The 25,382-nt window shown below is 27.7% G+C and carries 28 protein-coding genes; 2 read left to right on the top strand and 26 right to left on the bottom strand.

Annotated elements, in window-relative coordinates; translation table 11 throughout:
* Positions 1–4 precede the first annotated feature (4 nt).
* The 6 genes from IC175_RS13195 to IC175_RS13170 all read right to left on the bottom strand — a co-directional run bounded on the left by IC175_RS13195 (position 5) and on the right by IC175_RS13170 (position 6,003).
* Entirely contained in the window at positions 5–829 is an 825-nt protein-coding gene (locus IC175_RS13195) for a glycosyl transferase (RefSeq protein WP_227434138.1), read from the bottom strand.
* A gap of 7 nt (positions 830–836) precedes the next feature.
* On the bottom strand, positions 837–1,529 hold the full coding sequence (locus IC175_RS13190; protein WP_227434137.1) for a glycosyltransferase family 2 protein: 693 nt from the start codon (positions 1,527–1,529) through the stop codon (positions 837–839).
* Between the two features lie 23 nt (positions 1,530–1,552).
* On the bottom strand, positions 1,553–2,428 hold the full coding sequence (locus IC175_RS13185) for a copper transporter (protein ID WP_227434136.1): 876 nt from the start codon (positions 2,426–2,428) through the stop codon (positions 1,553–1,555).
* Between the two features lie 17 nt (positions 2,429–2,445).
* On the bottom strand, positions 2,446–3,567 hold the full coding sequence (gene steA / locus IC175_RS13180; protein WP_227851612.1) for a putative cytokinetic ring protein SteA: 1,122 nt from the start codon (positions 3,565–3,567) through the stop codon (positions 2,446–2,448).
* 408 nt (positions 3,568–3,975) lie between these two features.
* On the bottom strand, positions 3,976–4,800 hold the full coding sequence (gene spo0A, locus IC175_RS13175; RefSeq protein WP_003424711.1) for a sporulation transcription factor Spo0A: 825 nt from the start codon (positions 4,798–4,800) through the stop codon (positions 3,976–3,978).
* 141 nt (positions 4,801–4,941) lie between these two features.
* Positions 4,942–6,003: a SpoIVB peptidase S55 domain-containing protein gene (locus IC175_RS13170; RefSeq protein WP_227482207.1), complete on the bottom strand. Its 1,062-nt coding sequence runs from the start codon at positions 6,001–6,003 to the stop codon at positions 4,942–4,944.
* Positions 6,004–6,163: 160 nt separating this feature from the next.
* Here IC175_RS13170 and IC175_RS13165 point away from each other — a divergent pair, with 160 nt between their 5' ends.
* Both IC175_RS13165 and IC175_RS13160 read left to right on the top strand, forming a co-directional pair.
* Positions 6,164–6,604, top strand: a complete 441-nt coding sequence (locus IC175_RS13165; RefSeq protein WP_227434133.1) for a GNAT family N-acetyltransferase — start codon at positions 6,164–6,166, stop codon at positions 6,602–6,604.
* Positions 6,605–6,676: 72 nt separating this feature from the next.
* The gene (locus tag IC175_RS13160) at positions 6,677–7,156 is read left to right on the top strand and encodes a GNAT family N-acetyltransferase (RefSeq protein ID WP_227851611.1); all 480 of its coding nucleotides are present in this window, start codon (positions 6,677–6,679) and stop codon (positions 7,154–7,156) included.
* A 79-nt stretch (positions 7,157–7,235) separates the two neighbouring features.
* On the opposite strand, the gene IC175_RS13155 is transcribed toward IC175_RS13160, so the two are convergent.
* The 20 genes from IC175_RS13155 to IC175_RS13060 all read right to left on the bottom strand — a co-directional run bounded on the left by IC175_RS13155 (position 7,236) and on the right by IC175_RS13060 (position 25,316).
* Positions 7,236–8,102 (bottom strand): hypothetical protein, encoded by an 867-nt coding sequence (locus IC175_RS13155; protein ID WP_227482206.1) that lies wholly within the window; start codon positions 8,100–8,102, stop codon positions 7,236–7,238.
* Between the two features lie 214 nt (positions 8,103–8,316).
* The gene (gene recN / locus IC175_RS13150; RefSeq protein WP_227434130.1) at positions 8,317–9,996 is read right to left on the bottom strand and encodes a DNA repair protein RecN; all 1,680 of its coding nucleotides are present in this window, start codon (positions 9,994–9,996) and stop codon (positions 8,317–8,319) included.
* 19 nt (positions 9,997–10,015) lie between these two features.
* On the bottom strand, positions 10,016–10,828 hold the full coding sequence (locus tag IC175_RS13145) for a TlyA family RNA methyltransferase (protein WP_227434129.1): 813 nt from the start codon (positions 10,826–10,828) through the stop codon (positions 10,016–10,018).
* A 119-nt stretch (positions 10,829–10,947) separates the two neighbouring features.
* Entirely contained in the window at positions 10,948–12,807 is a 1,860-nt protein-coding gene (dxs, locus tag IC175_RS13140; RefSeq protein ID WP_227851610.1) for a 1-deoxy-D-xylulose-5-phosphate synthase, read from the bottom strand.
* Positions 12,808–12,841: 34 nt separating this feature from the next.
* On the bottom strand, positions 12,842–13,279 hold the full coding sequence (locus IC175_RS13135; RefSeq protein ID WP_227434127.1) for a divergent PAP2 family protein: 438 nt from the start codon (positions 13,277–13,279) through the stop codon (positions 12,842–12,844).
* 29 nt (positions 13,280–13,308) lie between these two features.
* Entirely contained in the window at positions 13,309–14,196 is an 888-nt protein-coding gene (locus tag IC175_RS13130; RefSeq protein WP_227434126.1) for a polyprenyl synthetase family protein, read from the bottom strand.
* A gap of 2 nt (positions 14,197–14,198) precedes the next feature.
* Positions 14,199–14,414, bottom strand: coding sequence for an exodeoxyribonuclease VII small subunit (gene xseB / locus IC175_RS13125; RefSeq protein ID WP_227434125.1), 216 nt, complete (start codon positions 14,412–14,414; stop codon positions 14,199–14,201).
* A 1-nt stretch (position 14,415) separates the two neighbouring features.
* Positions 14,416–15,621 carry an exodeoxyribonuclease VII large subunit gene (gene xseA / locus IC175_RS13120; RefSeq protein ID WP_227834660.1) on the bottom strand — a complete coding sequence of 402 codons (1,206 nt, stop codon included), beginning with the start codon at positions 15,619–15,621 and terminating at the stop codon, positions 14,416–14,418.
* Positions 15,618–16,730 (bottom strand): O-sialoglycoprotein endopeptidase, encoded by a 1,113-nt coding sequence (locus IC175_RS13115; RefSeq protein ID WP_227851609.1) that lies wholly within the window; start codon positions 16,728–16,730, stop codon positions 15,618–15,620. The genes xseA and IC175_RS13115 overlap by 4 nt, the downstream gene beginning before the upstream one ends.
* Complete coding sequence (gene nusB / locus IC175_RS13110; protein ID WP_227831238.1) at positions 16,714–17,220, bottom strand: transcription antitermination factor NusB; 507 nt, start codon at positions 17,218–17,220, stop codon at positions 16,714–16,716. Before nusB ends, IC175_RS13115 begins: the two co-directional genes overlap by 17 nt.
* Before the next feature lie 84 nt (positions 17,221–17,304).
* Complete coding sequence (locus IC175_RS13105; RefSeq protein ID WP_227836211.1) at positions 17,305–17,667, bottom strand: Asp23/Gls24 family envelope stress response protein; 363 nt, start codon at positions 17,665–17,667, stop codon at positions 17,305–17,307.
* A 109-nt stretch (positions 17,668–17,776) separates the two neighbouring features.
* Positions 17,777–18,466, bottom strand: a complete 690-nt coding sequence (locus tag IC175_RS13100) for a SpoIIIAH-like family protein (protein WP_227434120.1) — start codon at positions 18,464–18,466, stop codon at positions 17,777–17,779.
* 26 nt (positions 18,467–18,492) lie between these two features.
* On the bottom strand, positions 18,493–19,047 hold the full coding sequence (locus tag IC175_RS13095; RefSeq protein ID WP_227434119.1) for a stage III sporulation protein AG: 555 nt from the start codon (positions 19,045–19,047) through the stop codon (positions 18,493–18,495).
* Positions 19,048–19,058: 11 nt separating this feature from the next.
* Complete coding sequence (locus IC175_RS13090; RefSeq protein WP_227434118.1) at positions 19,059–19,670, bottom strand: stage III sporulation protein AF; 612 nt, start codon at positions 19,668–19,670, stop codon at positions 19,059–19,061.
* 59 nt (positions 19,671–19,729) lie between these two features.
* The gene (gene spoIIIAE / locus IC175_RS13085; protein ID WP_227434117.1) at positions 19,730–20,935 is read right to left on the bottom strand and encodes a stage III sporulation protein AE; all 1,206 of its coding nucleotides are present in this window, start codon (positions 20,933–20,935) and stop codon (positions 19,730–19,732) included.
* A 100-nt stretch (positions 20,936–21,035) separates the two neighbouring features.
* A complete protein-coding gene (spoIIIAD, locus tag IC175_RS13080) occupies positions 21,036–21,413 on the bottom strand; it encodes a stage III sporulation protein AD (protein WP_227434329.1) in 378 nt (125 codons plus the stop codon).
* A 24-nt stretch (positions 21,414–21,437) separates the two neighbouring features.
* On the bottom strand, positions 21,438–21,635 hold the full coding sequence (gene spoIIIAC, locus IC175_RS13075) for a stage III sporulation protein AC (RefSeq protein ID WP_009888937.1): 198 nt from the start codon (positions 21,633–21,635) through the stop codon (positions 21,438–21,440).
* 16 nt (positions 21,636–21,651) lie between these two features.
* Positions 21,652–22,173 (bottom strand): stage III sporulation protein AB, encoded by a 522-nt coding sequence (locus IC175_RS13070; RefSeq protein WP_227823630.1) that lies wholly within the window; start codon positions 22,171–22,173, stop codon positions 21,652–21,654.
* Positions 22,163–23,131, bottom strand: a complete 969-nt coding sequence (spoIIIAA, locus tag IC175_RS13065) for a stage III sporulation protein AA (RefSeq protein ID WP_227851608.1) — start codon at positions 23,129–23,131, stop codon at positions 22,163–22,165. The genes IC175_RS13070 and spoIIIAA overlap by 11 nt, the downstream gene beginning before the upstream one ends.
* Positions 23,132–23,330: 199 nt before the next feature.
* Positions 23,331–25,316 carry a fructose-1,6-bisphosphatase gene (locus tag IC175_RS13060; RefSeq protein WP_227845702.1) on the bottom strand — a complete coding sequence of 662 codons (1,986 nt, stop codon included), beginning with the start codon at positions 25,314–25,316 and terminating at the stop codon, positions 23,331–23,333.
* Positions 25,317–25,382 lie beyond the last annotated feature (66 nt).

Below are 25,382 nucleotides of genomic sequence, written 5' to 3'. Positions count from 1 at the left end.
AATGCTACCTTCCCAACTTATCTATAAAATTTAATAATTTATTTTTTTCTATTATTTTAGTCAATGAGTATTTTTCGGTAAATATATGCATAATAACTACAAATATTAACCATCCCAGTCTGATATTAAATGGATATCCAAAAGAAATTAGAATTCCAATAGACATTCCAAGAACATTTGAACCAGTATCTCCCATCATTGCTCTTGCCTTTAAATCATAATTAAAGTATGCAAGTACATTTGGAACTATAAGCAGTGGAAGAACTTGAACAAATCCTGTCAATGTTAAAAATACAATCACCATTATAAATAAATATGCTTTTATTGCTCTTCCTGGTCTTAAATCTAAAAGATTCATTAAATTGGTTGATAAAGCTATTATTAATGTATTTACTATTATATCTATTATGTCTTTTGATATAGACACAGAAACTATAAGTCCTACAAATCCACCAAACAAGGCCTTAAAGCCTCCAGTTGTAAGACTTCCTTTAAATAAACTTTTAAAGTGACCTTTTAGACCACTTACATTTCTATTTCCAATAATATCGTCTAGTATTCCTGCAAAAAACATGGATATCATACCAAACATAAACATAAATATATATGCTAAATCTCTATATTCTGTAGTAAAAAATGCAAGTATTATTCCATTAATCACAAGCATAGGTAAAAATACAATTCCCATACTTACTGGTATCATATCTTTTTTGTAGTTTGGTCTAAGTATATTTCCATTTATCAATAAATTTTTAAATAGTGGTATTGCAGCATAGGTTCCAAATAATCCTGTTAATAATAAAATGGTATAAAGTATATAATCTTTCACTAAGATACTACCTCCATTCTTTCTTTTTTTGTCCTAAAACCTTTTTTATATGATAATACTGCTTGCCTCTATGAATAAATCCTTTTAAATTTCTGCCAGTTTCATTATGAGTCATGTTTACTAATACTTCTTTAATTTTAAAACCATACTTTAGTATATCAATCGTCATTCCAACTTCAACACCATATCCAAAAGGTATTTCATCAAATTTTTCTAAAACTTCTCTTTTAAATATTCTTTGACCTGACAGAGTTGCATCTAGTTCAACTCCTGTCATCTCAAAAACAGAATTTTTAGCTAAACCTTTTACAAATCCCAGACCTCCTTTTTTCTTTGCAGGAGGAAACTTTGCTATAGTAACATCAGCTTCACCATTTAATATTGGTACAATTAATTTTTCAATTTCTTTAGCCGAACTACCTAGATCTCCATCCAAAAATCCTATAATATTTGCGCTTTTCATTGATACTTTAAGCCCATAGTTTAAAGCATATCCTTTACCTCTGTTTTTATCTAACTTAAAAAATTTAATTTTTTCATTCTTTAATTCAGATACAACCTTAGCAGTATTATCTGTTGAACCATCATCTACAACTACTATTTCATTTATTTCTTTAATTCCAACTATACTTTCTAATGTATAGTTTATTCTACTTTCTTCATTATAAGCTGGTATTATTATACTTATATAAGAATCCATTTTTTCTCTCCTTAAAATTATTTCTATTTTATAGATGGCAACAATGAAGTTGCAGTATCTAATCTACCAAAATTACCAACTATATTACCTTGTTGTAAAAGCATAGCTAGAGATACACTTCCTACACCTTCATCAATATTATCTATAGTTGCAACTTTATTTTTAGAATATAATTCTACATAAGAAGTTTTAACTCCTGTATTTTGAACTTCTACTAAATATTTATTTTCTGATTTTATTTTTGAAACTACAAATTTTTCTATTTTGTCAAATTGTTTTGTATTATCTTTTGCATCATTTCCACCAGCTATTACAACAGATTCATATTTTAGATATGTGTCACCAATAGAGTTAAATTTTATTACATCTAGTTCTTGAAGATATGTCAAAATGTCACTTGCATCTTCCTTTTTCAAGGTATCAATTATATAATTAACTGCATCATTTGTATTTTTAATTTCTGTACCTAATTTACTTGAGATTTCTTTTAATTTTTCTGGATTTGTTATATTTTCTTTTAACACTATGTTAAATGCAACACTACCATTAGATTTGTTTATTATATCTTCTATATTTTTTGTATAATCATCATTTTCATTAGCTGATATTATTCCTATACTTTTTCCACTTAATGAACCAATTAAAACCTTGTCCACATTTTTATTTATAAAATTAATTGCTTCTTCATAATCTTTATTTACCTTTGCTAAATCTACATCAAGTTTATCATTTTTTTCTTTTAAAATATTAAATTTATCATCCAAGTCATTTATTATATTTGCTTGCTGCTCGCTTAATTGTTGATTATTATTTAAATTAAATCCTACTAACATGCCTATACCCAAAGCTATAAATATAGCCCCAATAGTGACTATATAATATTTCATATTAATATGCATATTTATCCTCCTAAAATTTACATCTGTAATAATACCTTAAATTTCAATTGCATTAACTGTATAAATTGTTGAACTCCTGGTGACAATGATGCAACTACCAACACAGGAAATAATGCTGTTGCTATTAACGCCCATATGTACTTTATCTTTAGCTTACTTCTATATAACAAGTTAACTCCTTTAGCATCTATAAGCTTAGAACCTATCTTTAGTCTAACTAAAAAAGTACTTGCCATTCCCTTTCTTCCTTTTTCAAGGAAATCAATCATATTTGAATGTGTACCCACTGCTACTATTAACTCTGCTTTATACTCATACGCAATAAGCATAGCTATATCTTCACTAGTTCCTGGTGCAGGAAATACAACTGCATCCAAACCTAGTTCTTGAACTCTCTTAAGACCTGGTGCTCTACCATCTGTATAAGCATGTACTACTATTTCACTAGCTTTTTTTAAAGCTTCATCGCTTACACTATCCATATCTCCCACAATTACATCTGGAGTATATCCAAACTCAATTAAAGCATCTGCGCCTCCATCAACACCAACTAGAACAGGTTTTACCTCTTCTATGTATGAAAGCATTGTACTTAAATCCTCTTTATAGTCCTGACCTCTTACAACTATTAATACATGCTTATTTGCATAATTAGTTTGTACTTTTGGAATTTCTACTTCACCAAGTATAAATCCTTTTTCTTTTTTAGCATAATCTATAGTATTGTCTATAAATCTATCTAATTCTACGGCTAAGTTTTCATAAGCAGCCTTTATTTGATACGAAACTTCATACTTATCTAAAACTTCACCTGCACCTAAAAATTCTCCTTCTCTATATATCTTTCCATCTATAACTTCTATAGTCTGTCCTTCTTTTAATTCTTCAAATAATTCTTCTCCAATATTATCAACTATTAAGATATTATTCTCAGTCAATATTCCTGGACCTTTATTAGGATATCTACCACTTATAGAAGGAGCCGCATTTATGACAAGTTTTATTTTGGCTTCTACCAAAGAGTTTGCAGCAACTTCATCTATGTCTATATGATTTATAACTGCTATTTCCCCACTTTCAACTCTTTTAGCAAGCTTTTTAGTTTTTCGATCTACTTTTATAGGGGCCTCGACTCTCATTTTTAAACCTCCACTATCATTATTAAAATCACATTATATTATAGCATTACTTAAGAATAAAATAAATGTTTTAAGTTGGTCTTACATCTTTAATCATTATAACACTATATTTTATGATTTTTTTATTTAATACTTTTTGTAATATACTTTAAAAATTAATGTTTCGACTTGTTAAAGTATATTTTTATATTAAAAAACAAATCAACATTAATCTACAACTGACAAAGGTACATAATATGGCCATATTATAATAAAATTATATTAAATAAATAATAAAGAAAAAATAAAGCTTTTATTATATATTAAAACAGCAAAACGGTATAACCCTATTGGTTATACCGTTTTGCTGTTTGTAATGCATATTTATTGCCAATACCTTCATTAAAAGGTCTTACTTTTTCTGTCTATTTATTTAACCATACTATGTTCTAATCTTAATTTATCAGCAATCATTGCTATAAATTCTGAATTAGTTGGTTTTCCTTTAGTATTGTGTACCGTATATCCAAATAATTGATTTATTGTGTCAACTTTGCCTCTACTCCATGCAACTTCTATGGCATGTCTTATTGCTCTCTCAACTCTACTTGGTGTTGTATTGAATTTTTTAGCTATACTTGGATATAACTCTTTTGTTACTGCACCTAAAAGTTCAACATTATCAATGACCATTTTTATAGCTTCTCTTAGATATAAATACCCTTTTATATGAGCTGGTACTCCTATTTCGTGTATTATATTTGTGATTTCTGTTTCTATATTACCTACATTTTTAACGAAATCACTTCTTGTCATTTGAGTTTCTTGAACTGGTCTAGGCTTTGGCTCTACTTGAGTAACTCTATTAGAAACTAGTTCTCTAATTCTGTTTATAAACACAACAAAATCAAACGGCTTTACTATGTAGTAATCTGCTCCTAGATTTATTGCGCTTTGAGTTATCTTATCTTGACCTACTGCTGATAGTACTATTATTTTTGGCATTTTAGGTATATCCATAGTATTTAATTTTTCAATTACACCTAATCCATCCAGATGTGGCATTATTACGTCTAATATTAATAAATCTGGTTGTGTCTTTTTTACTAAATCTAATGCTTCAATCCCATCTTTAGCTATGCCTAATATATCGATATCATCCTCATTAGACAAATACTCTTTTAATACCTGACAAAAATCCTTATTGTCGTCTGCTAAAACTATTTTGATTTTTTCCACTAAAAATCCCCCCATTAAAAAACATCTTCTTATTACAGAAAACTAAACTTTTTACACAAATTGTTCCTAATTATCTACTCTAAAGCATATTCGACACTTCAAAATTATATTCCTCCTAGATAAGTGATAAAATAATAAATTTTTTTAATGCCTCACCTACAATTTTATCATTTCATCTATAAAAATACCATATCCTTTTTTCGGATTATCTCTAAAAACATGAGTTATTGCACCAATAATTTTATTATTTTGTATTATTGGAGCCCCACTCATCCCTTGTACAATCCCCCCTGTGTATTCCAATAACTTATCATCTACAACTTTTATTACCATATCTCTATAATTTCCTTTATCATATACTATACTTTCTATTTTTATATCATAGCTTGTTATATTTTTGTTTTTGTCTTCAAAAAGAATTATTGCATCCCCTATTTTTACATCTTGAGGTCTTCCAACTTCGATTAATTGTAATTCTTTATTTGCTAAATTAAATTCTTTATTTTGTTTTTCTGTAATATTACCACTTATACCTAATTTTGAGTTATTCGAAAAATTTCCCATCAGATTACTATCATTAAAATCACCTTTTATTCTGCCTACTTTTTCATTACTAGCTTTTAATATTTTTAGTTTTTCTGGTTTATATATATACCCTTGCTTAATCTTTAATAGTTCATTAGTGTCCGAATCTTTTATAGCATGACCAATTGCTTTAAATTTTTCCATATTAGGGTCATAAAAAGTCATAGTTCCAATTCCAGATATCTTATCTCTCACCCATAATCCAAGTTTATAATTACCATTTTCTTTTTTAGTTTCTATTGTCTCTGTTTTATATTTATTTTTTCTTTCAAAAGTCACTTCTACTTTACTTTTTTTAGCTTCATTTAAAATCTTTGATACATCCTGACTATCTTTTATTTTTTTATTATCTATTTTTACTATATTGTCGCCAATCTGTATGCCTCCAATATAATCTACATCCTCTTCCTCATATCCTAAAACCAATACACCATCTGTATTTGCTTTCACTCCAATTATATTTCCAAGTGGATATACATATTTTTTATCATGATTCTTAATTGTAAAAGTTTCTATTGGGGTCTCCTTATTTGTATTACAATTTTTATTTTGAAAAATTATAACCATCATAAAAATCGATACAGCTCCTAATATTATCCAAATATTTTTGAAATTCTTATTTATTTTGTTCATATATTCATCTACTCCTATGCTGTATTATTATGTATTTATAATTCCTTTTTCGTAAAAATTTATTCATTTAAAAACCTCGTTGTATATCTTACTAAGTGCTTTTTATCCTATAATATGATAGTATTATATTGTGGTAAAAAGTTTGAAGGGCGGTAATATTTTGAAATTAAATGTAAGAATTGCAGATATAAATAATTGGCATGATTTAGTTAATTTGTCTGTAGATAAAAATCAATTAGATTATATAGAAAGCAATGCACTTTCTATTGCTGAGTCTAAGTTTATAACAGCTTGGATACCTGTTGGAATATATGATGACAATATACTGATAGGATTTGCTATGTACGGTCGCCTAGAAGATGACAGAGTTTGGCTTGATAGATTCATGATTGACTCAAAGTATCAAGGTAAAGGATATGGAAAAGCATCCTTAGATTTCCTTATAAATCATCTTAAAAATGAATATAATTGCAATGAGTTATACCTTAGTATATTCGATAACAACAAAATGGCTATTGGACTTTACAAAAGCTTTGGATTTGAGTTTAATGGAGAACTTGACTATGGTGGAGAAAAGGTCATGGTATTAAAATCTAATTGATATTAATAAAAATATATATCTATCAAGGAGGTGAAGTCATTATATAAATATATTTATATAATGATAAATAAAATGACTCAAAATGTAATTTTAAAATTTGTTGAAGCAAATGATTTAGAAAATCTTGAAAATGTAAAGATTTTATTCACTGAATACTCAAATTCATTGAATATAGATTTATGTTTCCAGGACTTTAATAATGAATTAAAAACACTTCCAGGAAAGTATAAAAAACCTTCAGGCTCATTAATACTAGCATTTGTTGATGAAAATTTAGCAGGTTGTGTTGCATTAAAAAAACTTGAAAATGATGTATGTGAATTAAAAAGGTTATATGTAAGAGATAAATTTAGAGGACTTAAAATAGGAAAAATATTATTAGAAGAAATCGTAAAAGAAGCCAAAAAGATTGGATATACATATATGAGACTAGATACTCTTCCAAGCATGAAAAGCGCTCAAGGTTTATACGAAAAAATTGGTTTTTATGATATAAATCCTTATACTTATAATCCAATTGAAGGGGCTAGATATATGGAGCTAAAATTATAAATAAAAAAATAGAGTATAAATAAAATTATAGATGTTTTATTTATACTCTATTTTATTGATTAAATTATTTTAAATATATTTATTTCTCTAAATCTTCCAAACCAACACTTATATCTTCAGTTATATCTTTTATATATTCTATTCCATTATTGTATGTAAGCTTTGCTTTAATATAAATTATATCATTAATATCCTTTTTAGGAAAATTAGCCTCATAATTTACTTGCTCTCTATCTATATTATCATCTTTACTACCATTTGATAATTTAGCAGACTTAGCTTTATATACAGTATCACCTTTACCTTCATTTACAATAATATCTACATTTTCTAACTTTATATCATCATAAACTTTATTTTTTGATTTTTCACTTTCATGATTAAATAAATTGCTGTTTTCCAATATTTCAATAAAGTATTCCTTATTGTCCCTTATTCCATAATTAAATACAGGTGGTTCAGGCATATAATCAGACTTAGTCAATTTTTGAACATCTGAACTTTCAGATATTGTACCACTTGTAACTACTTTATAATCATATTCACTACCTGTAGTTATTTTTATTTCACAAGTATATGATAATTCTCCATGCTTTGTCATCTCAATCTCATTCCATTTATCACTATCTGCTTTATACATAAAGATTACTTTTCCATCCTTGCCAAGTTTGCTCAATTGTGTATCTACATCAATTACACATTCGTCTTTTTCTAATTTTTTAACTTTTAAATCAATACTTTTTGTTATATAACTTTTTGACATTTCTTCATTAATTATATTGCTAATATCTGACTTAGTATTCATAATTTCTTGTGATAAATAATCTAATTTATCATTAGAAGTGTCAAGATTATTCTTGATACTATTAATAGTTAATAAAATATACCCTAATACTATAATAACTATGATTATAAAAATTAAGTACATAGTATTTTTTTTATTCATTTAATACCCCCCCACTACTACTTTAATACATAATATTATACTCAAAAACTTAAAATTTTTACAGTTACAAGTCTATACAAGATTTATTTAAATTATAATTTTTATTTATTTTTGATATCCAGATAAAATATTTTAAAATATTTTCATCATAAAAAATAGATGTAAAGTATCTAGATTAAATATTCTCTACATCTATTTAAAATAAGCTCTTTCACTAACACTTTTTAGCCATTTCAATAATTTCGCTTGCATGTTCTATAGTTTTTTCTGTTATATTATTACCTGCTATAAGTCTTGCAATTTCATTTTTTCTTTGAGATTGATTTAATTTCTTAACATTTGTAAATGTTCTATTATTTGAAGTATCTTTTTCTATACAATAATGGGTATCTGCATTTGCAGCAATTTGAGGTAAATGAGTTATACATATTATTTGTTTTTTCTTTGCTATATCACTCAATTTCTCACCAACAATTTGTGCAGCTATGCCACTTATCCCTGTATCTATTTCATCAAATACTAAAGTATCTATATCATCTATATCAGCTAATATAGTCTTAAATGCCAACATAAATCTAGACATTTCACCACCTGATGCAACTTTATATATAGGTTTGATATCTTCTCCTAAATTAAAAGATATCATAAATTCAATATCATCTATTCCATTTAAAGTAAATGAACTTTCTTCAAAATTGACTTTGAACATTACATTTTTCATATTTAGACTCTTTAATTCATCAAGAAGTACTTCCTCTAATTGAATTGCCACTTTATTTCTTGCTTTAGTCAGTTTGCTAGCTTTTACTTTTAGCTCTTCTTCTATTTTTATTAATTGATTTTTTAATTGTTCAACTCTTTCATCTCTATTTAATATCTCATCTAGTCTATCTTTTGTCTTTTCATAATATTCAAATATAGCTTCTATACTATCTCCATATTTTCTTCTTAAGTTATTAATCTCATCAATTCTAAGTTCAATCTGTTCTAATTCATAAGGTTCAAAATCTATATTATCTTTGTAATTTCTTATATCACTAGATATATCTTGTAGTTCATACATTATTCTTTCTATAGTTTCACTATATTCACTTAAAACACTGTCATATTTAGATATATCATTAAGCTCTTTAGATGCAATACCTATCAAGTCAATAACATTATATTCACCATTATGTAATTTACTGTAACTTAAGTTTAAATTATTATATATCTTTTCACTATTTCTATAGACATCTCTTTGTTTTAATAAATCTTCATATTCATTTTTATTTAAATTTGCAGCCTCAATTTCATTTATTTGAAACCTTAATAAATCTATTTCTCGTTGAATCTGCATATCATCTTTATTTTCTGTTAAAGAGTTCAAAGCTCTCTTTACTTCGCTGTATTTGTAATAAATTTTTCTATAATCATCTTTAAACTTATCTAGTTCATTTTCTCCAAATAAGTCTAAAAATTTTAAGTGTGTATCCTTATTGAATAAAGCTTGATTTTGATGTTGACCATGTATATCTATAAGTGTAGATGCAATTTCCTTTAGAAAAGATACTTTAACAGTCCTTCCATTTACTCTAGCAGTACTTTTCCCATCTGAATATATCAATCTAGTTATAACCAATAAATTATCATCTTCTATACTTATATCATTTTCATCTAATATCTTTTTTAGATACACGTTATCTGAGAAAAATATAGCTTCAACAAGTCCCTTATCTGTACCTTTTCTTAGAAAAGACCTGTCATATTTCTCACCTAGACAAAGTCCAAGCGCATCTATTATTATAGATTTTCCTGAACCAGTTTCTCCCGTAAGTATATTTAAGTTTTTATCAATACCCAGCCTTAGTTCTTCAACTAAGGCACAATTTTTCATATATAATTCGAGGATCAAGTCTAAGCCCCCTTTTATTCTATTTATCTAAATTATGAGAAGCCTCAACGACTTCCACTATTTTTTTGTCATACATATCACTATCAAATTCATATCCTTCATTTCCATTCTTTAAATGAATTAGATATTCTATATTTCCTTCTGGACCCTTAATTGGAGAAAAATCTAATCCTAAAATTTCAAATCCATTTTGTACTGAAAAATCAGAAATCATTTTTATAACTTCTATATGTGTAGATTTTTCTCTAACTACACCTTTTTTACCTACCTTTTCTCTTCCTGCTTCAAATTGAGGTTTTATCAAGGCTACAATTTCTCCATTATTAATAACTAATTCTTTTGCTTTTGGAAGTACTAGTTTCAATGATATAAAAGATACATCAATTGATGCAAAATCTGCAAATTGCTTTGTATCTTCTATTGTTACATTCCTTATGTTTGTTCTTTCCATACACACAACTCTATCATCTTGTCTCAATTTCCACGCAAGCTGACCATAACCAACATCTATGGAAAATACTTTTATAGCTCCATTTTTTAGCATACAGTCTGTAAAACCACCCGTAGATGCTCCTATATCCATACATACTTTTCCATCAATAGTTAAGTCGAAGTTCTTCATTGCTTTTTCAAGCTTTAATCCACCCCTACTAACATATGGTATTGGGTTTCCTTTTACTTCTATAGCACAATCCTCTTTTACTTCTGTACCTGCCTTATCACATCTTTGATTATCAACAAAAACTAATCCAGCCATTATTGCTTTTTTAGCTCTTTCTCTACTTTCAAAATGCCCTTGCTCTACTAACAATAAATCTATTCTTTTCTTCATAAAATTACCTTTCTGTTAAAAGCTACTTTAATATTGACTAAAGTAGCTTGAAGTAACACACTTGATATTTATTCTAAGTGACAAATTTTAAATTTTATATTAAATTTAATCCATATTATTTATATTAACTCTCTTATTTTATCAGCAATGCACTTTGGCGATAATCCTACAAAATTATATAGTTCATCTGCATTGCCATGTTTTATAAACTCTTCTGGTATTGCTATATTAAGTATATTTACTTTATATCCATTATCTATAATAAATTTACTTATTCTACTTCCAAATCCGCCAGTAATAACATTATCTTCTACTGTAACTACATTTTTATGATTCTTAAATAAAGTATGCAACATATCTTCATCCATAGGCTTTAAAAATCTAGCATTAACTATTGTTGGATTTATACCTTCTTCTAACAATATTTCTTTAGCTTCTAGAGCATGTTTCACCATATTCCCAATAGAAAGTATGACTGTATCTTGTCCATCATCTAATATCTCATATTTTCCTAACTTAATTTCTTTGTATTCTCCTTTATTTAGGTAATAGCTATTTCCTCTTGGATATCTAATTGCCAATGGAGAATCCAATTTTAATGATAAATCCATCATAAGTTCCATTTCTCTTGTATCTTTTGGAGCCATCACTATAATATTTGGAATAGAATTTAAGTAACTTAAATCAAACATACCATGATGAGTTTCACCATCATTTCCAACTAGACCAGCTCTATCTATAAGAAAAGTAACTGGTTTTTTTGTTATACATACATCATGAATAACTTGGTCATATGCTCTTTGTAAAAATGATGAATATACAGCAAAATAAGGCTTCATACCATTTTTTGCAAGACCTGCCGCAAACCCTGTTGCATGTTGTTCAGCTATACCAACATCATAATATCTTTTCGGGTAAGCACTTTCAAATAAGTTTAATCCTGTTCCAGATGGCATTGCAGCTGTTATAGCTACTATTTCTTCGTTTTTGCTAGCCATCTCAACCAATTTTTCACCAACACTAACCGACATAGACTTAACTTTAGAAGATGTTACGCCTGTCTTTATATCAAACTTTGATACTCCATGATATTTATCAGGTTGTTCCTCTGCAAATTTATATCCTTTTCCTTTTTTTGTAATAACATGTAAAAGCACAGGTCCTTTTTTATGTTTAGCTTTTCTAAGTGTTTCTATTAATTCTTTAGTATTATGACCATCTATAGGACCATAATATTTTATACCTAATGAATCAAAAAATGAACAATCTTGAGGAGAAAAACTATATATTAATTTGTCCTTAAATCTATGTGCAGTCTTAGATAAAATTTCACCTGTTGATGTAACATTTAAAATCTTATCAACTTCATCTGTCATTTTAACAACTGTTGAATTTCTTATAATACTTGATAGATATTTAGACATTCCACCAACATTTTTATCTATAGACATCTCATTATCATTAAGAATTACTATCATATTAGTATTTATATATCCCAATTGATTTAAAGCTTCAAGTGCCATACCTCCAGTTATAGAACCATCTCCAATTACAGATATAACACTATAGCTTTCTTTTTTTATATCTCTAGCACAGGCAATACCTGTTGCCACAGAAATAGATGTACTGCTATGTCCTGTGTCGAAAATATCATGAGGACTTTCACTCTCCTTTGGAAAACCACTTAGTCCGTTGAATTGTCTTAAAGATACAAAACAATCTTTTCTTCCAGTAACCATTTTGTGAACATAAGACTGATGTCCTACATCCCATACAAATTTATCTTTAGGGCTGTCAAACACTTTATGAAGTGCTAATGTTAACTCAACTACACCTAAGTTAGAAGCTAAGTGTCCTCCTGTCTTGGAAACAGATTTTACTAAAAACTTTCTTATATCCTTTGCAAGTAAATCCATTTCTTCTATGCTCATATTTTTTATATCTTTTGGAGAATTTACTTTATCTAAATATTTATACATATTATCCTCACCTTTTATTTTGTAAATTTTAAATTTACATCAATATTAAAGCTGTTACTATACCAAGTAAAGCTCCAAACCAAACCTCTAGTGGTGTGTGACCTATTAATTCTTTTAATTTCTTCTGCTCTATATGCTTTCCATGTTGAAGGTCTGCTACCATCTGATTCAATATAGTAGCTTGTTTCCCAACAGCACGTCTAACACCTGCTGCATCATACATTATAATCAGTGCAAGCACAGTAATTATAGCAAAATCAGTAGAATTAAACCCTTTTTCAATGCCTACCACTGTAGCTAAACTTGTAACAAAAGAACTATGAGAACTAGGCATACCTCCTGAAATGAGTATTCTTGAAAACTCAATTCTCTTTCCCTTCCCAGTAAATATCTTTATAAATTGTGCTAAGAAACAAGCAATAAGACTTATTCCCAAAGCCCCATTGTTAAAAATCTCCGAAAAAAAGTTCATTTTTCCCTCCTCGATTTTAGCTGTATATTTTAATATTCTCTATCTATTATATATTCAGCCAATCCCTTTAAAAAATCTACATTGTCAGATAATTTTTCTATACTCTTCTTTGCCTCATCTATTAAATTATGTGCAATTTCTTTAGATTTATCTAATCCTAAAAGAGATGGATATGTTGATTTATGATTCTCTATATCACTGCCAACTTTTTTCCCTAATTTTATTTCATCTCCCACTATATCTAGTATATCATCTACTATCTGGAATGATAATCCGATATTTTTTGCATATTTAGTTATTTCTTCCATTTGTTCTGAATTTGCTCCACCTATAGTTGCTCCTGCTCTCATACATCCAACCATCATTGCAGCAGTTTTATTCATATGTATATAATCTAATTTTTCTTTTTCAATTTGTTTATTTTCACTTTCTACATCTACCACTTGCCCACCTATCATTCCATATATTCCAGCACCTTTAGCAATTTCATTTATAGCTTTTAGATATTTTTCTGGATTTTCTTTATTTATTGAACCTGCAAGCATAACTTCAAAAGCATAGTTCAGTAAAGCATCTCCTGCTAAAATTCCCATTGCCTCTCCATATACTTTATGGTTTGTTGGTCTTCCTCTTCTTAAATCATCATTGTCAAGAGCTGGTAAGTCATCATGTATAAGTGAGTATGTATGTATCATTTCAATTGCAATAGCAAAAGGTATAGCTTCTTCTTCATTTCCTCCAACTACCTTACAGGCTTCTAGTGTAAGTATTGGTCTTAATCTCTTACCTCCAGCGCTCAAGCTGTAGTTCATAGCCTCAATAACAGTTTTTTGATAACCTTCTTCTTTTGGCATATATTCTTTAAGTATATCTTCTATAAAACTTGCTTTTTCTTTTAAATGTTGTTTAAATTCCACTTTTATTCCTCCTCTATTCTAAAATCCTCTTCTATTCCTAATTGATTAAATTTACTTATTTTTAATTTTGCATCATCCAAAAGCTTATTACAATGTTTATAAAGACTAATTCCTTCTTCATATAAGCTTAAAGATTCATCTAAGCTAGCATTTTTAGATTCTAACTCATTTAAAATGCTCTCCAATCTTTTGTAAGCTTCTTCATAGGTTAAGTTCATATTATACCTCTTTATTTTCAATTTTATCTATTATACATTCTAAATTTCCATCTTTTAATACTATATCTATGTTATCTTCAGTTTTCAATCTTTTTATACTATTTATTACTTTTCCGTTTTTTTGAACTATACTATAACCTCTGTCCATAGTGGCTAATGGACTTAGGTTATGAAGTAATGCTCCAACCTTTATTAATTTTTCATCTTCTAATTTTAAATTATTTTCTATTCCAAAAATTATTTTATCATATATTTTATCCAATTGTATAACTTTATCTTTTATTATGTAAGAATCTAAATAGTTATTTATTTTATTAAACACTGATTCTAACTTGTATTGGTCTAATTCAACTTGATTTATAAGAGACTTGTTAAGTCTGCTTTTTATATTCCCAAGTTTATATTTTATGTCATCTAATGATGGAGTTGCAATCTCAGCTGCTGCTGATGGTGTGGGTGCTCTCATATCAGACACAAAATCACAAATAGTAAAATCAGTTTCATGACCAACTGCTGATATTATTGGAATTTGAGAGTTAAAAACCTCTCTTGCTACCATTTCATCATTAAAAGACCAAAGTTCTTCTATTGAACCCCCACCTCTACCAACTATAATTGTATCCACATTCTTCATATGATTAAAAAATCTAATTGCTTCACATATTTCTTCTGCTGACCTATCTCCTTGAACAGTTACTGGATAAAGCTTTATATTGACCTTTGGATATCTTCTTTTTATTACATTTATTATATCTCTTATAACAGCTCCTGTTGGAGATGTTATAACTCCAATTGAATTTGGCATTCTAGGGATAGGTATTTTGTATTTGGAATCAAACAAACCTTCTTTATTAAGTTTTTCTTTTAATTTGTTAAATTCTATGTGTAAATTCCCAATTCCCTCTATTTCAATTTCATTAATATATAATTGATATGCACCATCTCTTTCATAAACTGATATATATCCACTAGCTACAACCTTTACTCCATTGTCTAATTTTAGATTACGATTAAAATTACTTTTAAAAATTACACAGTTTAGCTTTGAAGTTTCATCCTTTAACGATAAATAAACATTTCCACTGCTATGTATTTTAAAATTAGAAATTTCTCCCTTAACTTTAAGATTAGAAAGTATTGGGTCATTTATTAAAATTCTTTTAATATATGAATTTGCTTCACTTATATCTAAAGCTCTTAGTTTCATATTTTTTCTCCTAAAAAGTTATTCAATCCTATTATAGCACACCCAACAGCATTATCAGTTGAATATTGTGGCTCTGTAAAATGAGCTTTTATACAATTTTTACTTAGTTTTAAACTTAATTCTTTGAGGATATACTTACTTGCAGAAACTCCTCCTGCAAAAACTACTTCTTCTACATTGTAAGCTTCACATAAATATATTAAAGATTTAAACATGTTTCTAACTACTGAATCCAGTACTAATTTAGATATATATTCTTTTTTATTTTTACTAATATTATCTCTATTGTCATCTATAATTTTATTCACCTGATTTTCTAATCCAGATAAATTCATATATCCCTTTCTTACAGAAGTTTTTAGACCACTTTCTATTTTAAGATTACAATTTAAAGCATTTTCATCTAGATATTTTCCTGAAGGAAATTTATATCCTAGCTTGACACCTATTCTATCTATAAGTTGCCCAAAGCTAATATCTTTACTTCCTCCAATTATATCTATATTATATCCAAAATTATTGTATAACTTACTTTTATCATCTTTTTTAGTATTTATTTTAGCTATTGCATCTAAGTTTTTTTTATTGCTTATTTTAGTTATTACATCTAAATCTTTGTTATTTGCATCATAATTATTATCATGCTTAGTTATTAAAAGTATCTCTGTAGTGCCACCTGACATATGAACAGAAATAAATTTGTTATTATTTTTTAATTTACTATTTAATAAACTAGCCTCAATATGATTTTCCTGATGAGTCGTTTCATAAAATTTACATCCATGTATACTTGATAATAACTTTCCAAAATTGTACCCAACATTAAATACAGGCATGTATGAATTTTCAACTGGTCTAGGCTTAATAGATGAACAAACTCCCTCTATGACAAATTTGTCCCCAAATGATTTTATCCTATCACTAAGTAATCCTAAATTATTTATGTGTTGAAACACAGCTTCACTTTGTCTCAATCCTTTTGAATTTTCCTTTACTTCTAGCATTATTTTTTCATTAAAAATAACTTTTTTATCTAAAGAGATAGCTGCTATAGAAGTAGTATAGCAGCTAGTATCAATTCCAATTATTATATTATTGTCCAATTTCATCAACAACACTTCCTAATATTCCATTTATAAATTTAGGAGATTTATCATCACAATATATCTTTGCAAGCTCCACAGCTTCATTTATTGATACTTTATTAGGAGTGTCTAAATAAACTATTTCACACACGGATAATCTAAGTATAGACACATCTACCTTTGGCATTCTATCTACTGTCCAATTTTTAGCATGCTTATTTATTAATTCATCTATCTCATCATGATTCTCTCTTAGTGCTTTACATACTGTATTTATATATTCTCTATCTACTATATCTTCAAGTTTAGTATCTTCTAATTTTAATTTTGCATTATTTGAGTACTTAAGTGTAAGTTCTTCATATCTATTTATAATATGTTCTGAATTATCTTTTAAGAAAGAATCCACTTTATCGTCTAAACCTTCAAACTCCTCTTTATTAATATTTATTTGGTATATAAGTTTCATTATATATTCCCTTGTTGTACTTTTTTGTGCCCTATCTTTTTTCATCAATTAAAATTCTCCTTTAAGTTTAATTATCTATATAAAATCAAATGCCAACAAAAAACCCTCTGACTTTTCAGAGGGCTAATATTAATTTTTCTTAGTTGCTTTTACTTCTTCTTTATCAGCTTTATCTTTCTTAAAGCTGATTCCTTGAATGTGTATATTTACTTGAGAAACCTTCAGTCCTGTCATTGTCTCAACAGTATTTTTTACATTTTCTTGAACTTTAAAAGCTGTATCTGGTATTGACATGCCATATTTTATCATAACCATTACGTCTAAATTAACATCCTCTTCTTCTATTTGTATCTTTACTCCATTATTTTTTAACAACTTATCTGTTAATGTTGCTGTAGTTTCTATGCCCTCAACTTCTAATGCTGCTAAACCAGCTATTGTAGCTATTACATCATTAGATATTTTTACTTGTCCAAATTTATTATCTTCCATATTAAAACTTACCTCCTGATTTTAAGGAACTATTTTTATAAGTATAATAATACCAAATACAACTCTACTTTGCAAGAAAATAACCTCAGTTAATTCTGAGGTTTATATTTTACTTAGTATTATTATTTGTAAGTTTAATATTTTCATACTTTACATTAGCCTGTTCTGCAACCAAATCAAATATTTTTGCTGCATCTTTTTTATCTAATTTAGCTTCATTTACAACAACATTGACTTTGCTATCACTTATATAAACTAATGCTTCTTCATATCCCTTTGTACTCAAAAGATTTTCTATTTGAAGCTCTTTTTCTTGAGTTTTAACTATATTTAATTTCATATTAGAAGCTTCTTTTCTAGATTCCTCTGTTGTAGATGGATTATTTATCATTTCATTTAAATCCTGAACTAATTCATTTCTTTGTTTTTCTCTATTCATTTTCATATCTAAAATATAAGATGCTTTTTTCATATTCTTTTCAGATGATAATTGAGCTTTTATTTCTTTACTTGTTTCAGTTACTTTTTCCTTAACCTTACTAGCCTTACTATCAACTATATCAATGTCAGCACTCTCTTTGCTATTTTGTTTATCTGTAGCATCTGAGTCTTCTTTATTGCTACTATCACTATCATCAGTAGTATTCTTCTGTAATTGAGCTTCTTCATATGCTTTAAATTCTTTTGATGTTTCTAGTAAAGATTTCTTACTAAGTTGATAATTTACTGTTCCTACTATTACTAACATTGCAGTTAAAGTTATTATTACAAATCCTCTTCCCTTATAATTAAACTTCATTCATTTATCCCCCCGGTTATATGTATTTATTTAGAATATATTTCTACTTGATGACCTGCTACTTGTAATGATGTTTGAACTGCACTATAAAGTGTTTCTTTGACATTTGGATTACTAGCTCCACTTGCTACTACTATCACTCCTTTTATCTTTGGCTCTGTAGTTTTTATAACTACAGGGTCACTTGAATTTGAAGTTATCATTGTTTTATTTTCACTTGAAGTTGTAACTGTTCTTTCTCCACCTTGTGCATCTTTCTCCTCTGTTGTTTCTGTTGTTTGGTTTGAGTTAAAAGCAGGTTGTATTTCTTCACTTGACTCAAATGTAATCATTACATCAACATCTCCTGCTCCATCAATTTTAGATAGTATTGTTGTTAATTTTGATTCTAAATCGTCTTTTTCATGTTCCTTAGCAACTTGTTTTTCAGTCTTTTTGTCAGCATCTGTTTTTCCAACTTTTTCATCAGTTTTGCTACTTGGAAAACAAGATAATAGTACTAATGATACCACACATATTCCAGCTATAGTTATTAGTGAATATACCTTTCTCTTATCTTTGTCGTTTAAGTTTTTAAACATTCTTCCAACTCCTATTTATCAATTTGTATAGTTTCTATAGAAACATCAAGCACTTTTATTAGGTCATTTTTTAGTTTGTCTTCATTTAGATTCAGTCCATACTCTGTACCTTTTTTAAAAACTTGTTTAGAATTTTCTTTGTCATTAGAGTTTATGCTATCTTCATCTCCTTTAGTACTATTATTTTCATTTTCTTCATCACTATTGCTCTTTGACATATTATTTTTTTCTTTTATTTTTATATTATTTATATTTGCACCATTAAGCTCTATATCTTCTAAATCATAACCATATTCATCAAGCTTTAGCTTAAGCACTTCTTTCAAACCATCTTCATATCCCTTAGATAAGCTAGTATTTCCAGTCTCTTCTGCTAAAGCATTTGTACTATCTACATATTCCTTATTGTAATTTCCCATAGATTTTAAAATTCTATCTTCTAAGCTCATGTCTTTTGAAAAAAATCCTACCACTGGAGTTATTACAATAAATACGAATATAAAATTTAACACCAAGTTCACATACGGCTTTATCTTGGAACTAGGTAAAATCATATCAACTATATTTACTATAAATGCTCCTATTAAAATACTAACTATCCATGCCTTTATGCCCTCTAACATAGCATCCTCCTCTCTAAAATATTTAGATTAAAAGTAATTACTCTTTATTAATCTATACATTACCCTTGACTTACAACACTTATCGAGGTCAAAATAGCTACAGTCACAAAGAACATTATTGTTATAGCAATTACTGATGCTAACATTATTATCATTAGATTTGCAACTTCATTTAAAAAATTTGATATTCCATCTTCTCCCACAGGCTCTACAATTATTGCTGCCAATTTATATACCACTATGACGGATAAAATCTTTATCACTGGAAGCAAGCAAATCCCAATGAGTAAGATAAGCCCTATTCCACCAAATATATTTTTTATAAGTTGAGATGAAGATAGTAAAATATCCACAGAATCTGATACAAATCCACCAACAACTGGTATAAAGTTACCTATAGCAAACTTCGCAGTTTTTACACTGAATTTATCAAAACTAGTTACATATAAGCCTTGTATAGATACAAGTCCTAAATATACGGTAAACATAGCCCCAATAGAAACATAATTTATTTGTTTGACAAAAGAAAAAAATCTTTTTAGCCTTATGTTTTTTGATAAATTGTTTATTATTAGAATTCCAAATGCAACAGTTACTGATACAAATAAAAATTTCTTGAAAAATACATTTATAAATGTCACTCCTCCTATAAAAATAGGATTTAAAGTAGTAGATGTTATTGGAAATCCAATTAAAAGTAAAAATGTTATTAGTATTGGCATTATAACTTGCATAAGACCTACAGTATGGTCTATTGCATCATAACAAATTTGTAGTACATCTTTAAATCCAATTAAAGTGAGCGATACCATTGTAATAAATATTATATACGTTGCTATTTGACTAACTGCACCTGATGAAAAAGAATTCTCTAAACTTTTTAAAATAGATGACAGTAAAGCTAATACTAAAATTACTGCTACTACCTTTAAACTTGCTTTAAACTCATCAAACATCAATATCTTCAGTCCATCTTTATTAAATAAATCTAAAATATTTTTTTCTCCACTAATTAGGTCTTTTACAAACGATTTTAAATTAACATCATTAATAACTATTTCTTTATTTATATAATCTTGAATTTCATTTATATCTAACTTGTCTAACTGACCATCAATATATTTATCTATGCTACTCTTAGCTTCACCATATTCTTTATCTTCGCTACTTGGAACCTCATTAGCAAATATTATAATGGCAAAGATATTTACAAAAAAGAAAGTCAATACAAATCCCATAATCATTGGTAAAAATCTTTTTTTCATAAGCAACCATGCCTCTCTTCACTCTATAAACCTCAATACAACAAAATATCCTTTAAATAACAACTAATATATCTATAGCTATCTACCTTAATATAAATAACTATGGAATTATATTCACCACCATTTCTACAATGGATAAAAGTATAGGGAAAGACATTGACATAACTATTATTTTTCCTCCAAACTCTAGTTTTGAAGCAATGTTTCCTTCCCCACAATCTTTACAAAGTTGTATTGCAAATTCCATTAAATATGCTATTCCTATTAATTTTATTATTAAAGATATATACATAGTTGGAATATTAGCTTTATTAGCTAAATCTTGTATACTATCTATTATAAAATTTAGCTTAAACATAACTGATAATAATATTGTTACTCCAGTTATTATTGCTATGAAATTTGCTATTTCTGGTCTATCTTTTTTTATTACTAAACAGAGTGTAGTTGAAATGATTGCAATTCCTATTAATTGCATTATTTCCAAATTACTCCCTCCTCTTTAGTAAAGTTGAAACATTGTTCTTACAGTATTGAATAAATCACTTATTTCTGTTATTACCATCCCCAACACGATTATTACACCTGCCAAAGTAGTAAGCCCTGCCCAATCTTTTCTGTCTGTTTTTTCCAATATCATATTTAATACTGATATTAGAATACCTACACCTGCAACCTTTAATATCAATGATATCTCCATAATAAACCTCCCCATATTAAATCAATATAATACATATACCTATGCCTATAAAGGTTACTAATTTTTTATATAGCAACCCTTTTTTACTTATGTCTTCTTTTGTTTCATAGGTTTGTTTTTTCAGATTTTCTATAGATAAATCTATCATTCTTTGTTGGGACTCTACATCACTTTTTCCCAATGTAAGAATTAGATTTTTTAATTCCTCAATTTCTTTACTTCCAAGATAAGTTTCTTTAACTAAAATTTCAGTATTCTCTGATATTATTTTTTCTAAAGTTTTGCTTTGTTCATTGTGAAGTTCTTCTGAAATTTGATAGAAAAAACTCCAAAAACAAAAGTCTTTATTGCATCCTATCCTTCTAAAAATTTCTTCTAATGTATAAAGCCCAAAAGATAAATCCATCCTTAATATTTCTAAAACTCTTATTAAATCATTTAGTTGTTTGTGTCTTCGTGTATAGGTTTTGTATATATGTTCACCTATCAAATAACTACTTCCTATTAAGAGTGCTATAATAATTATCTTAATTTGCAAAGTACCATCTCTTTTCTTCTAAATCATAAATTTTTTCAATTGTCCCTGCACCTTTCTTAGCAGAAAGAATTATAACTTTTTTAAACAATTCTTTGTCTAAGAGTCTGTTTAACTCTTTTCTATTTTGTATATCTTCCATTGAATCTCCATGTACAGTAGTTATTAATCCAATACCTCCATTTAATGCTGTATATAATGCCTTTATTTCTTTCTCACTTCCAATTTCATCTGTCACAATAACATTTGGCGACATTGACCTTAAAAGCATTGTAATACCCAAATCTTTTGGGCAAGTTTCTATTATATCAGTCCTTATTCCAACATCCATCTGTGGAGCACCTAAGTAAGCTCCTGCTATCTCATTACGTTCATCTACTAGTGCTACCTTCAATCCTTTAAATCCATATTCTTCATTACCATTACTTAAATTTCTTACTATATCTCTAATTAAAGTTGTCTTTCCACATAGAGGTGGCGATATTATCAAAGTATTATTAATTTGATTTTTACCTTTTATGATATGACTTAAAATCTTATTTGAACATCCTATGACTTCTCTTGATACTCTTATATTTAAAGATGATATGTGTTTTATATTTTTGACTTGTCCATCTTCTACTATTACTTTTCCAACTAACCCTACTCTATGGCCTCCTCTCAAAGTTATAAACCCTTTTTTTATATCATCCATAAATGAATGTATTGAGTATTTACATATTATTTGAAAAGTTTGCTCTATATCTTCCCTTGTCACTATATATGAATTGTGCTGATTTAAATCAAGTTCCATAGTTTTTTGATTATAAAAATAATCTTTAGAGTTTGCATTTAGTATCAATGGTTTTTGTGAACGTAATCTAATTTCTTCTATGTTTAGATTATTGTCTGAGATTTTTTCTACCTTCTCTCTTATGTTTGTAGAAAGAGAGTTTATTATTTCATCTGAAAGTTTATTCATTTCTTGTCCTCCTCCTTTGTTTATATAATTCTATTTATAAAGGACAAGGAATATTACCAAAACCTATATAATTTTTTTAATAATATTTATCTATAAAAAAATGAACCCTATTGTTTAGGATTCACTTAATAAGTAAATTATTATAAAAATAAAAACTAAGACCACTCTCAAGAATAGAGTTATCTTAGTTTTTTATTATCTACATTTCTTTTATTAGCCCTTTTTTATAGGCCATTAAAAGCAATTTTAAGTCTTCTATTTCTTCTTGTATTTTTACACCCTCATCAGTATCTCTAACCATTTTTCTCTTTGCCTTATGCTCTACTACAACAGTTGTCGATAAGATATCGCTTTCATTTGCAATAGCCTCTTCAGCAGAATTAAATGGTTCATGTGATACTAGTTGTAAAGTTCTAGAATTATATATCAAAGTGTATCCAGCTATACCAGTAGTTTTTTGATAGGCTCTAGAAAAACCACCATCTATAACAAGAATTTTTCCATTAGCTTTTATTGGACTCTCTCCATTTTTACTTTCTACAGGAACATGCCCATTTATTATATGCGATTCATCAAGTTCTAAATCAAATTCTTCAAATATTCTTTCACAAGCAACGTCACTTTCTCTAAGCTTAAAATATGGATTCTTATTTTCTTTATGAGTCTCTTTTTCTGCTATAAAATATCTTTCAAATGTAGTCATATCGTCTTTTCCAAATAATGATGAACATTTTCCAGTCCACAAATACCACATAATATCCATACCATATAATTTTTCTTCTGCTTTATCTTTAAAGAAAAAACCTTCTCTTGCTAGAGATTCCATCTTATCCATAAGGATTTTACCTTTATACTCTTTTCCCATTATATTCATAGACATAAAGCTTCCATCTTCATTCAATGGGACACATCCATGAATTAATAAATTTGAGTTTGCCTTTAAATATATACTTCCTTTAGAAAATAAAAATGAAACATGCTTTTGTAATTTTTCGCTACCTCTAAATGAAGACACTAATTTTTCAATAACATTTTTTTCTTCAATACTCAATTTATATGGGTCTTTTTTGTCTATTGTAGGCAAATAAGTATCTTTTAGTTTATATGTTTTTCCTTTTAAAGTAATTGTTCCTTCTTCATAATTTATCATGTTAAGCAAAAGCCTATGCTTCATTTCAAACTCAGGTCTTCTCTTTATCACTTCACCTTCAAGTTTAAATTGAATTATACTTATTGCCTTGTGCATTTTTGCCATCAAAGACTTTTCTGTTGTTGTCACACTTTGGTCATTAATCTTAGGAATAAATTCTTTACATGGGTCATCTTTATACATTTCTATTGCAAAAGTAGCTAAAGGTAATAGATTTATCCCATATATATCTTCTACGATATCTAGGTTTGCATATCTAGCCGAAATTCTAAGTGCATTTGCTATACAAGTTTTTTCACCTGATGCTGCACCCATCCATAGTATGTCATGATTTCCCCATTGAATATCTACACAATGATGTTCAATAAGCTTATCTACAATTATATCTGGTCTTGGACCTCTATCATAAATATCACCTATTACATGTAGTCTGTCAACAACTAACTTTTGTATAACCGTGGAAATTGCAATTATAAACTCTTTAGCTATACCTATATCAACTATTGTCTCAACTATACTTTTATAGTATTCTTCTTTATGTTCACTTTTAATATGCTCATGTAAAAGTTCTTCTATTATGTATTTAAAATTTTCTGGTAAAAGTTTTCTAACTTTTGACCTAGTGTATTTGCTGGAAGCATACTTACAAAGTTCTATAAGTCTATAGATATTTATTCTATAAAAATCATCTATATTTTCCTCTTGTTTAATTATTAAGTCTAGTTTTTGTTCAGGATAGTATACAAGAGTTGCTAGCATCTTTTTTTCACTATCTCTTATTGTATTTGAAAATAATTCTTCTATTTTTCTCTTTATTACACCAGAACCATTTTTTAAAACATGTACAAATGGCTCATATTCGCCATGTACATCTGTTATAAAATGTTCAGTTCCCTTTGGAAGATTTAATATAGCCTCTAAATTTATTATTTCTGTACTTGCTTTCGATATGCTTGGATATTGTTTTGATAATAACTTTAAATATTTAAGTTTACTATTTAAATATTCATCTGATATTTTACACAGATTTTTCATAATTCGTCCTCCAAAATTATATTAAGTTATATTCTTTTTTTAATTATACCATACTTAATATGATTT

Source organism: Clostridioides sp. ES-S-0123-01 (genome assembly GCF_020658415.1).
GTDB lineage: Bacteria > Bacillota > Clostridia > Peptostreptococcales > Peptostreptococcaceae > Clostridioides.
The sequence above is the reverse complement of the archived record's forward strand: the minus strand, read 5'-3'. Positions and strand labels throughout refer to the sequence as shown.

What these genes read in the sequence shown, in the direction of transcription:
- spoIIIAA (WP_227851608.1), bottom strand. Translation starts at nt 23,131, where the DNA reads ATGAATAAACTTTCAGATGAAATAATAAACTCTCTTTCTACAAACATA.
- IC175_RS13145 (WP_227434129.1), bottom strand. Translation starts at nt 10,828, where the DNA reads ATGAAGAAAAGAATAGATTTATTGTTAGTAGAGCAAGGGCATTTTGAA.
- xseA (WP_227834660.1), bottom strand. Translation starts at nt 15,621, where the DNA reads ATGAAACTAAGAGCTTTAGATATAAGTGAAGCAAATTCATATATTAAA.
- IC175_RS13135 (WP_227434127.1), bottom strand. Translation starts at nt 13,279, where the DNA reads ATGAACTTTTTTTCGGAGATTTTTAACAATGGGGCTTTGGGAATAAGT.
- IC175_RS13185 (WP_227434136.1), bottom strand. Translation starts at nt 2,428, where the DNA reads ATGCATATTAATATGAAATATTATATAGTCACTATTGGGGCTATATTT.
- IC175_RS13105 (WP_227836211.1), bottom strand. Translation starts at nt 17,667, where the DNA reads ATGGAAGATAATAAATTTGGACAAGTAAAAATATCTAATGATGTAATA.
- dxs (WP_227851610.1), bottom strand. Translation starts at nt 12,807, where the DNA reads ATGTATAAATATTTAGATAAAGTAAATTCTCCAAAAGATATAAAAAAT.
- xseB (WP_227434125.1), bottom strand. Translation starts at nt 14,414, where the DNA reads ATGAACTTAACCTATGAAGAAGCTTACAAAAGATTGGAGAGCATTTTA.
- spoIIIAD (WP_227434329.1), bottom strand. Translation starts at nt 21,413, where the DNA reads ATGCAATTAATAGGAATTGCAATCATTTCAACTACACTCTGTTTAGTA.
- IC175_RS13090 (WP_227434118.1), bottom strand. Translation starts at nt 19,670, where the DNA reads ATGTTAGAGGGCATAAAGGCATGGATAGTTAGTATTTTAATAGGAGCA.
- IC175_RS13115 (WP_227851609.1), bottom strand. Translation starts at nt 16,730, where the DNA reads ATGAAATTGGACAATAATATAATAATTGGAATTGATACTAGCTGCTAT.
- steA (WP_227851612.1), bottom strand. Translation starts at nt 3,567, where the DNA reads ATGAGAGTCGAGGCCCCTATAAAAGTAGATCGAAAAACTAAAAAGCTT.
- IC175_RS13170 (WP_227482207.1), bottom strand. Translation starts at nt 6,003, where the DNA reads ATGAACAAAATAAATAAGAATTTCAAAAATATTTGGATAATATTAGGA.
- IC175_RS13060 (WP_227845702.1), bottom strand. Translation starts at nt 25,316, where the DNA reads ATGAAAAATCTGTGTAAAATATCAGATGAATATTTAAATAGTAAACTT.
- IC175_RS13190 (WP_227434137.1), bottom strand. Translation starts at nt 1,529, where the DNA reads ATGGATTCTTATATAAGTATAATAATACCAGCTTATAATGAAGAAAGT.
- IC175_RS13155 (WP_227482206.1), bottom strand. Translation starts at nt 8,102, where the DNA reads ATGAATAAAAAAAATACTATGTACTTAATTTTTATAATCATAGTTATT.
- nusB (WP_227831238.1), bottom strand. Translation starts at nt 17,220, where the DNA reads ATGAAAAAAGATAGGGCACAAAAAAGTACAACAAGGGAATATATAATG.
- spo0A (WP_003424711.1), bottom strand. Translation starts at nt 4,800, where the DNA reads ATGGGGGGATTTTTAGTGGAAAAAATCAAAATAGTTTTAGCAGACGAC.
- IC175_RS13160 (WP_227851611.1), top strand. Translation starts at nt 6,677, where the DNA reads ATGACTCAAAATGTAATTTTAAAATTTGTTGAAGCAAATGATTTAGAA.
- spoIIIAE (WP_227434117.1), bottom strand. Translation starts at nt 20,935, where the DNA reads ATGAAAAAAAGATTTTTACCAATGATTATGGGATTTGTATTGACTTTC.
- IC175_RS13095 (WP_227434119.1), bottom strand. Translation starts at nt 19,047, where the DNA reads ATGTTTAAAAACTTAAACGACAAAGATAAGAGAAAGGTATATTCACTA.
- IC175_RS13100 (WP_227434120.1), bottom strand. Translation starts at nt 18,466, where the DNA reads ATGAAGTTTAATTATAAGGGAAGAGGATTTGTAATAATAACTTTAACT.
- spoIIIAC (WP_009888937.1), bottom strand. Translation starts at nt 21,635, where the DNA reads ATGGAGATATCATTGATATTAAAGGTTGCAGGTGTAGGTATTCTAATA.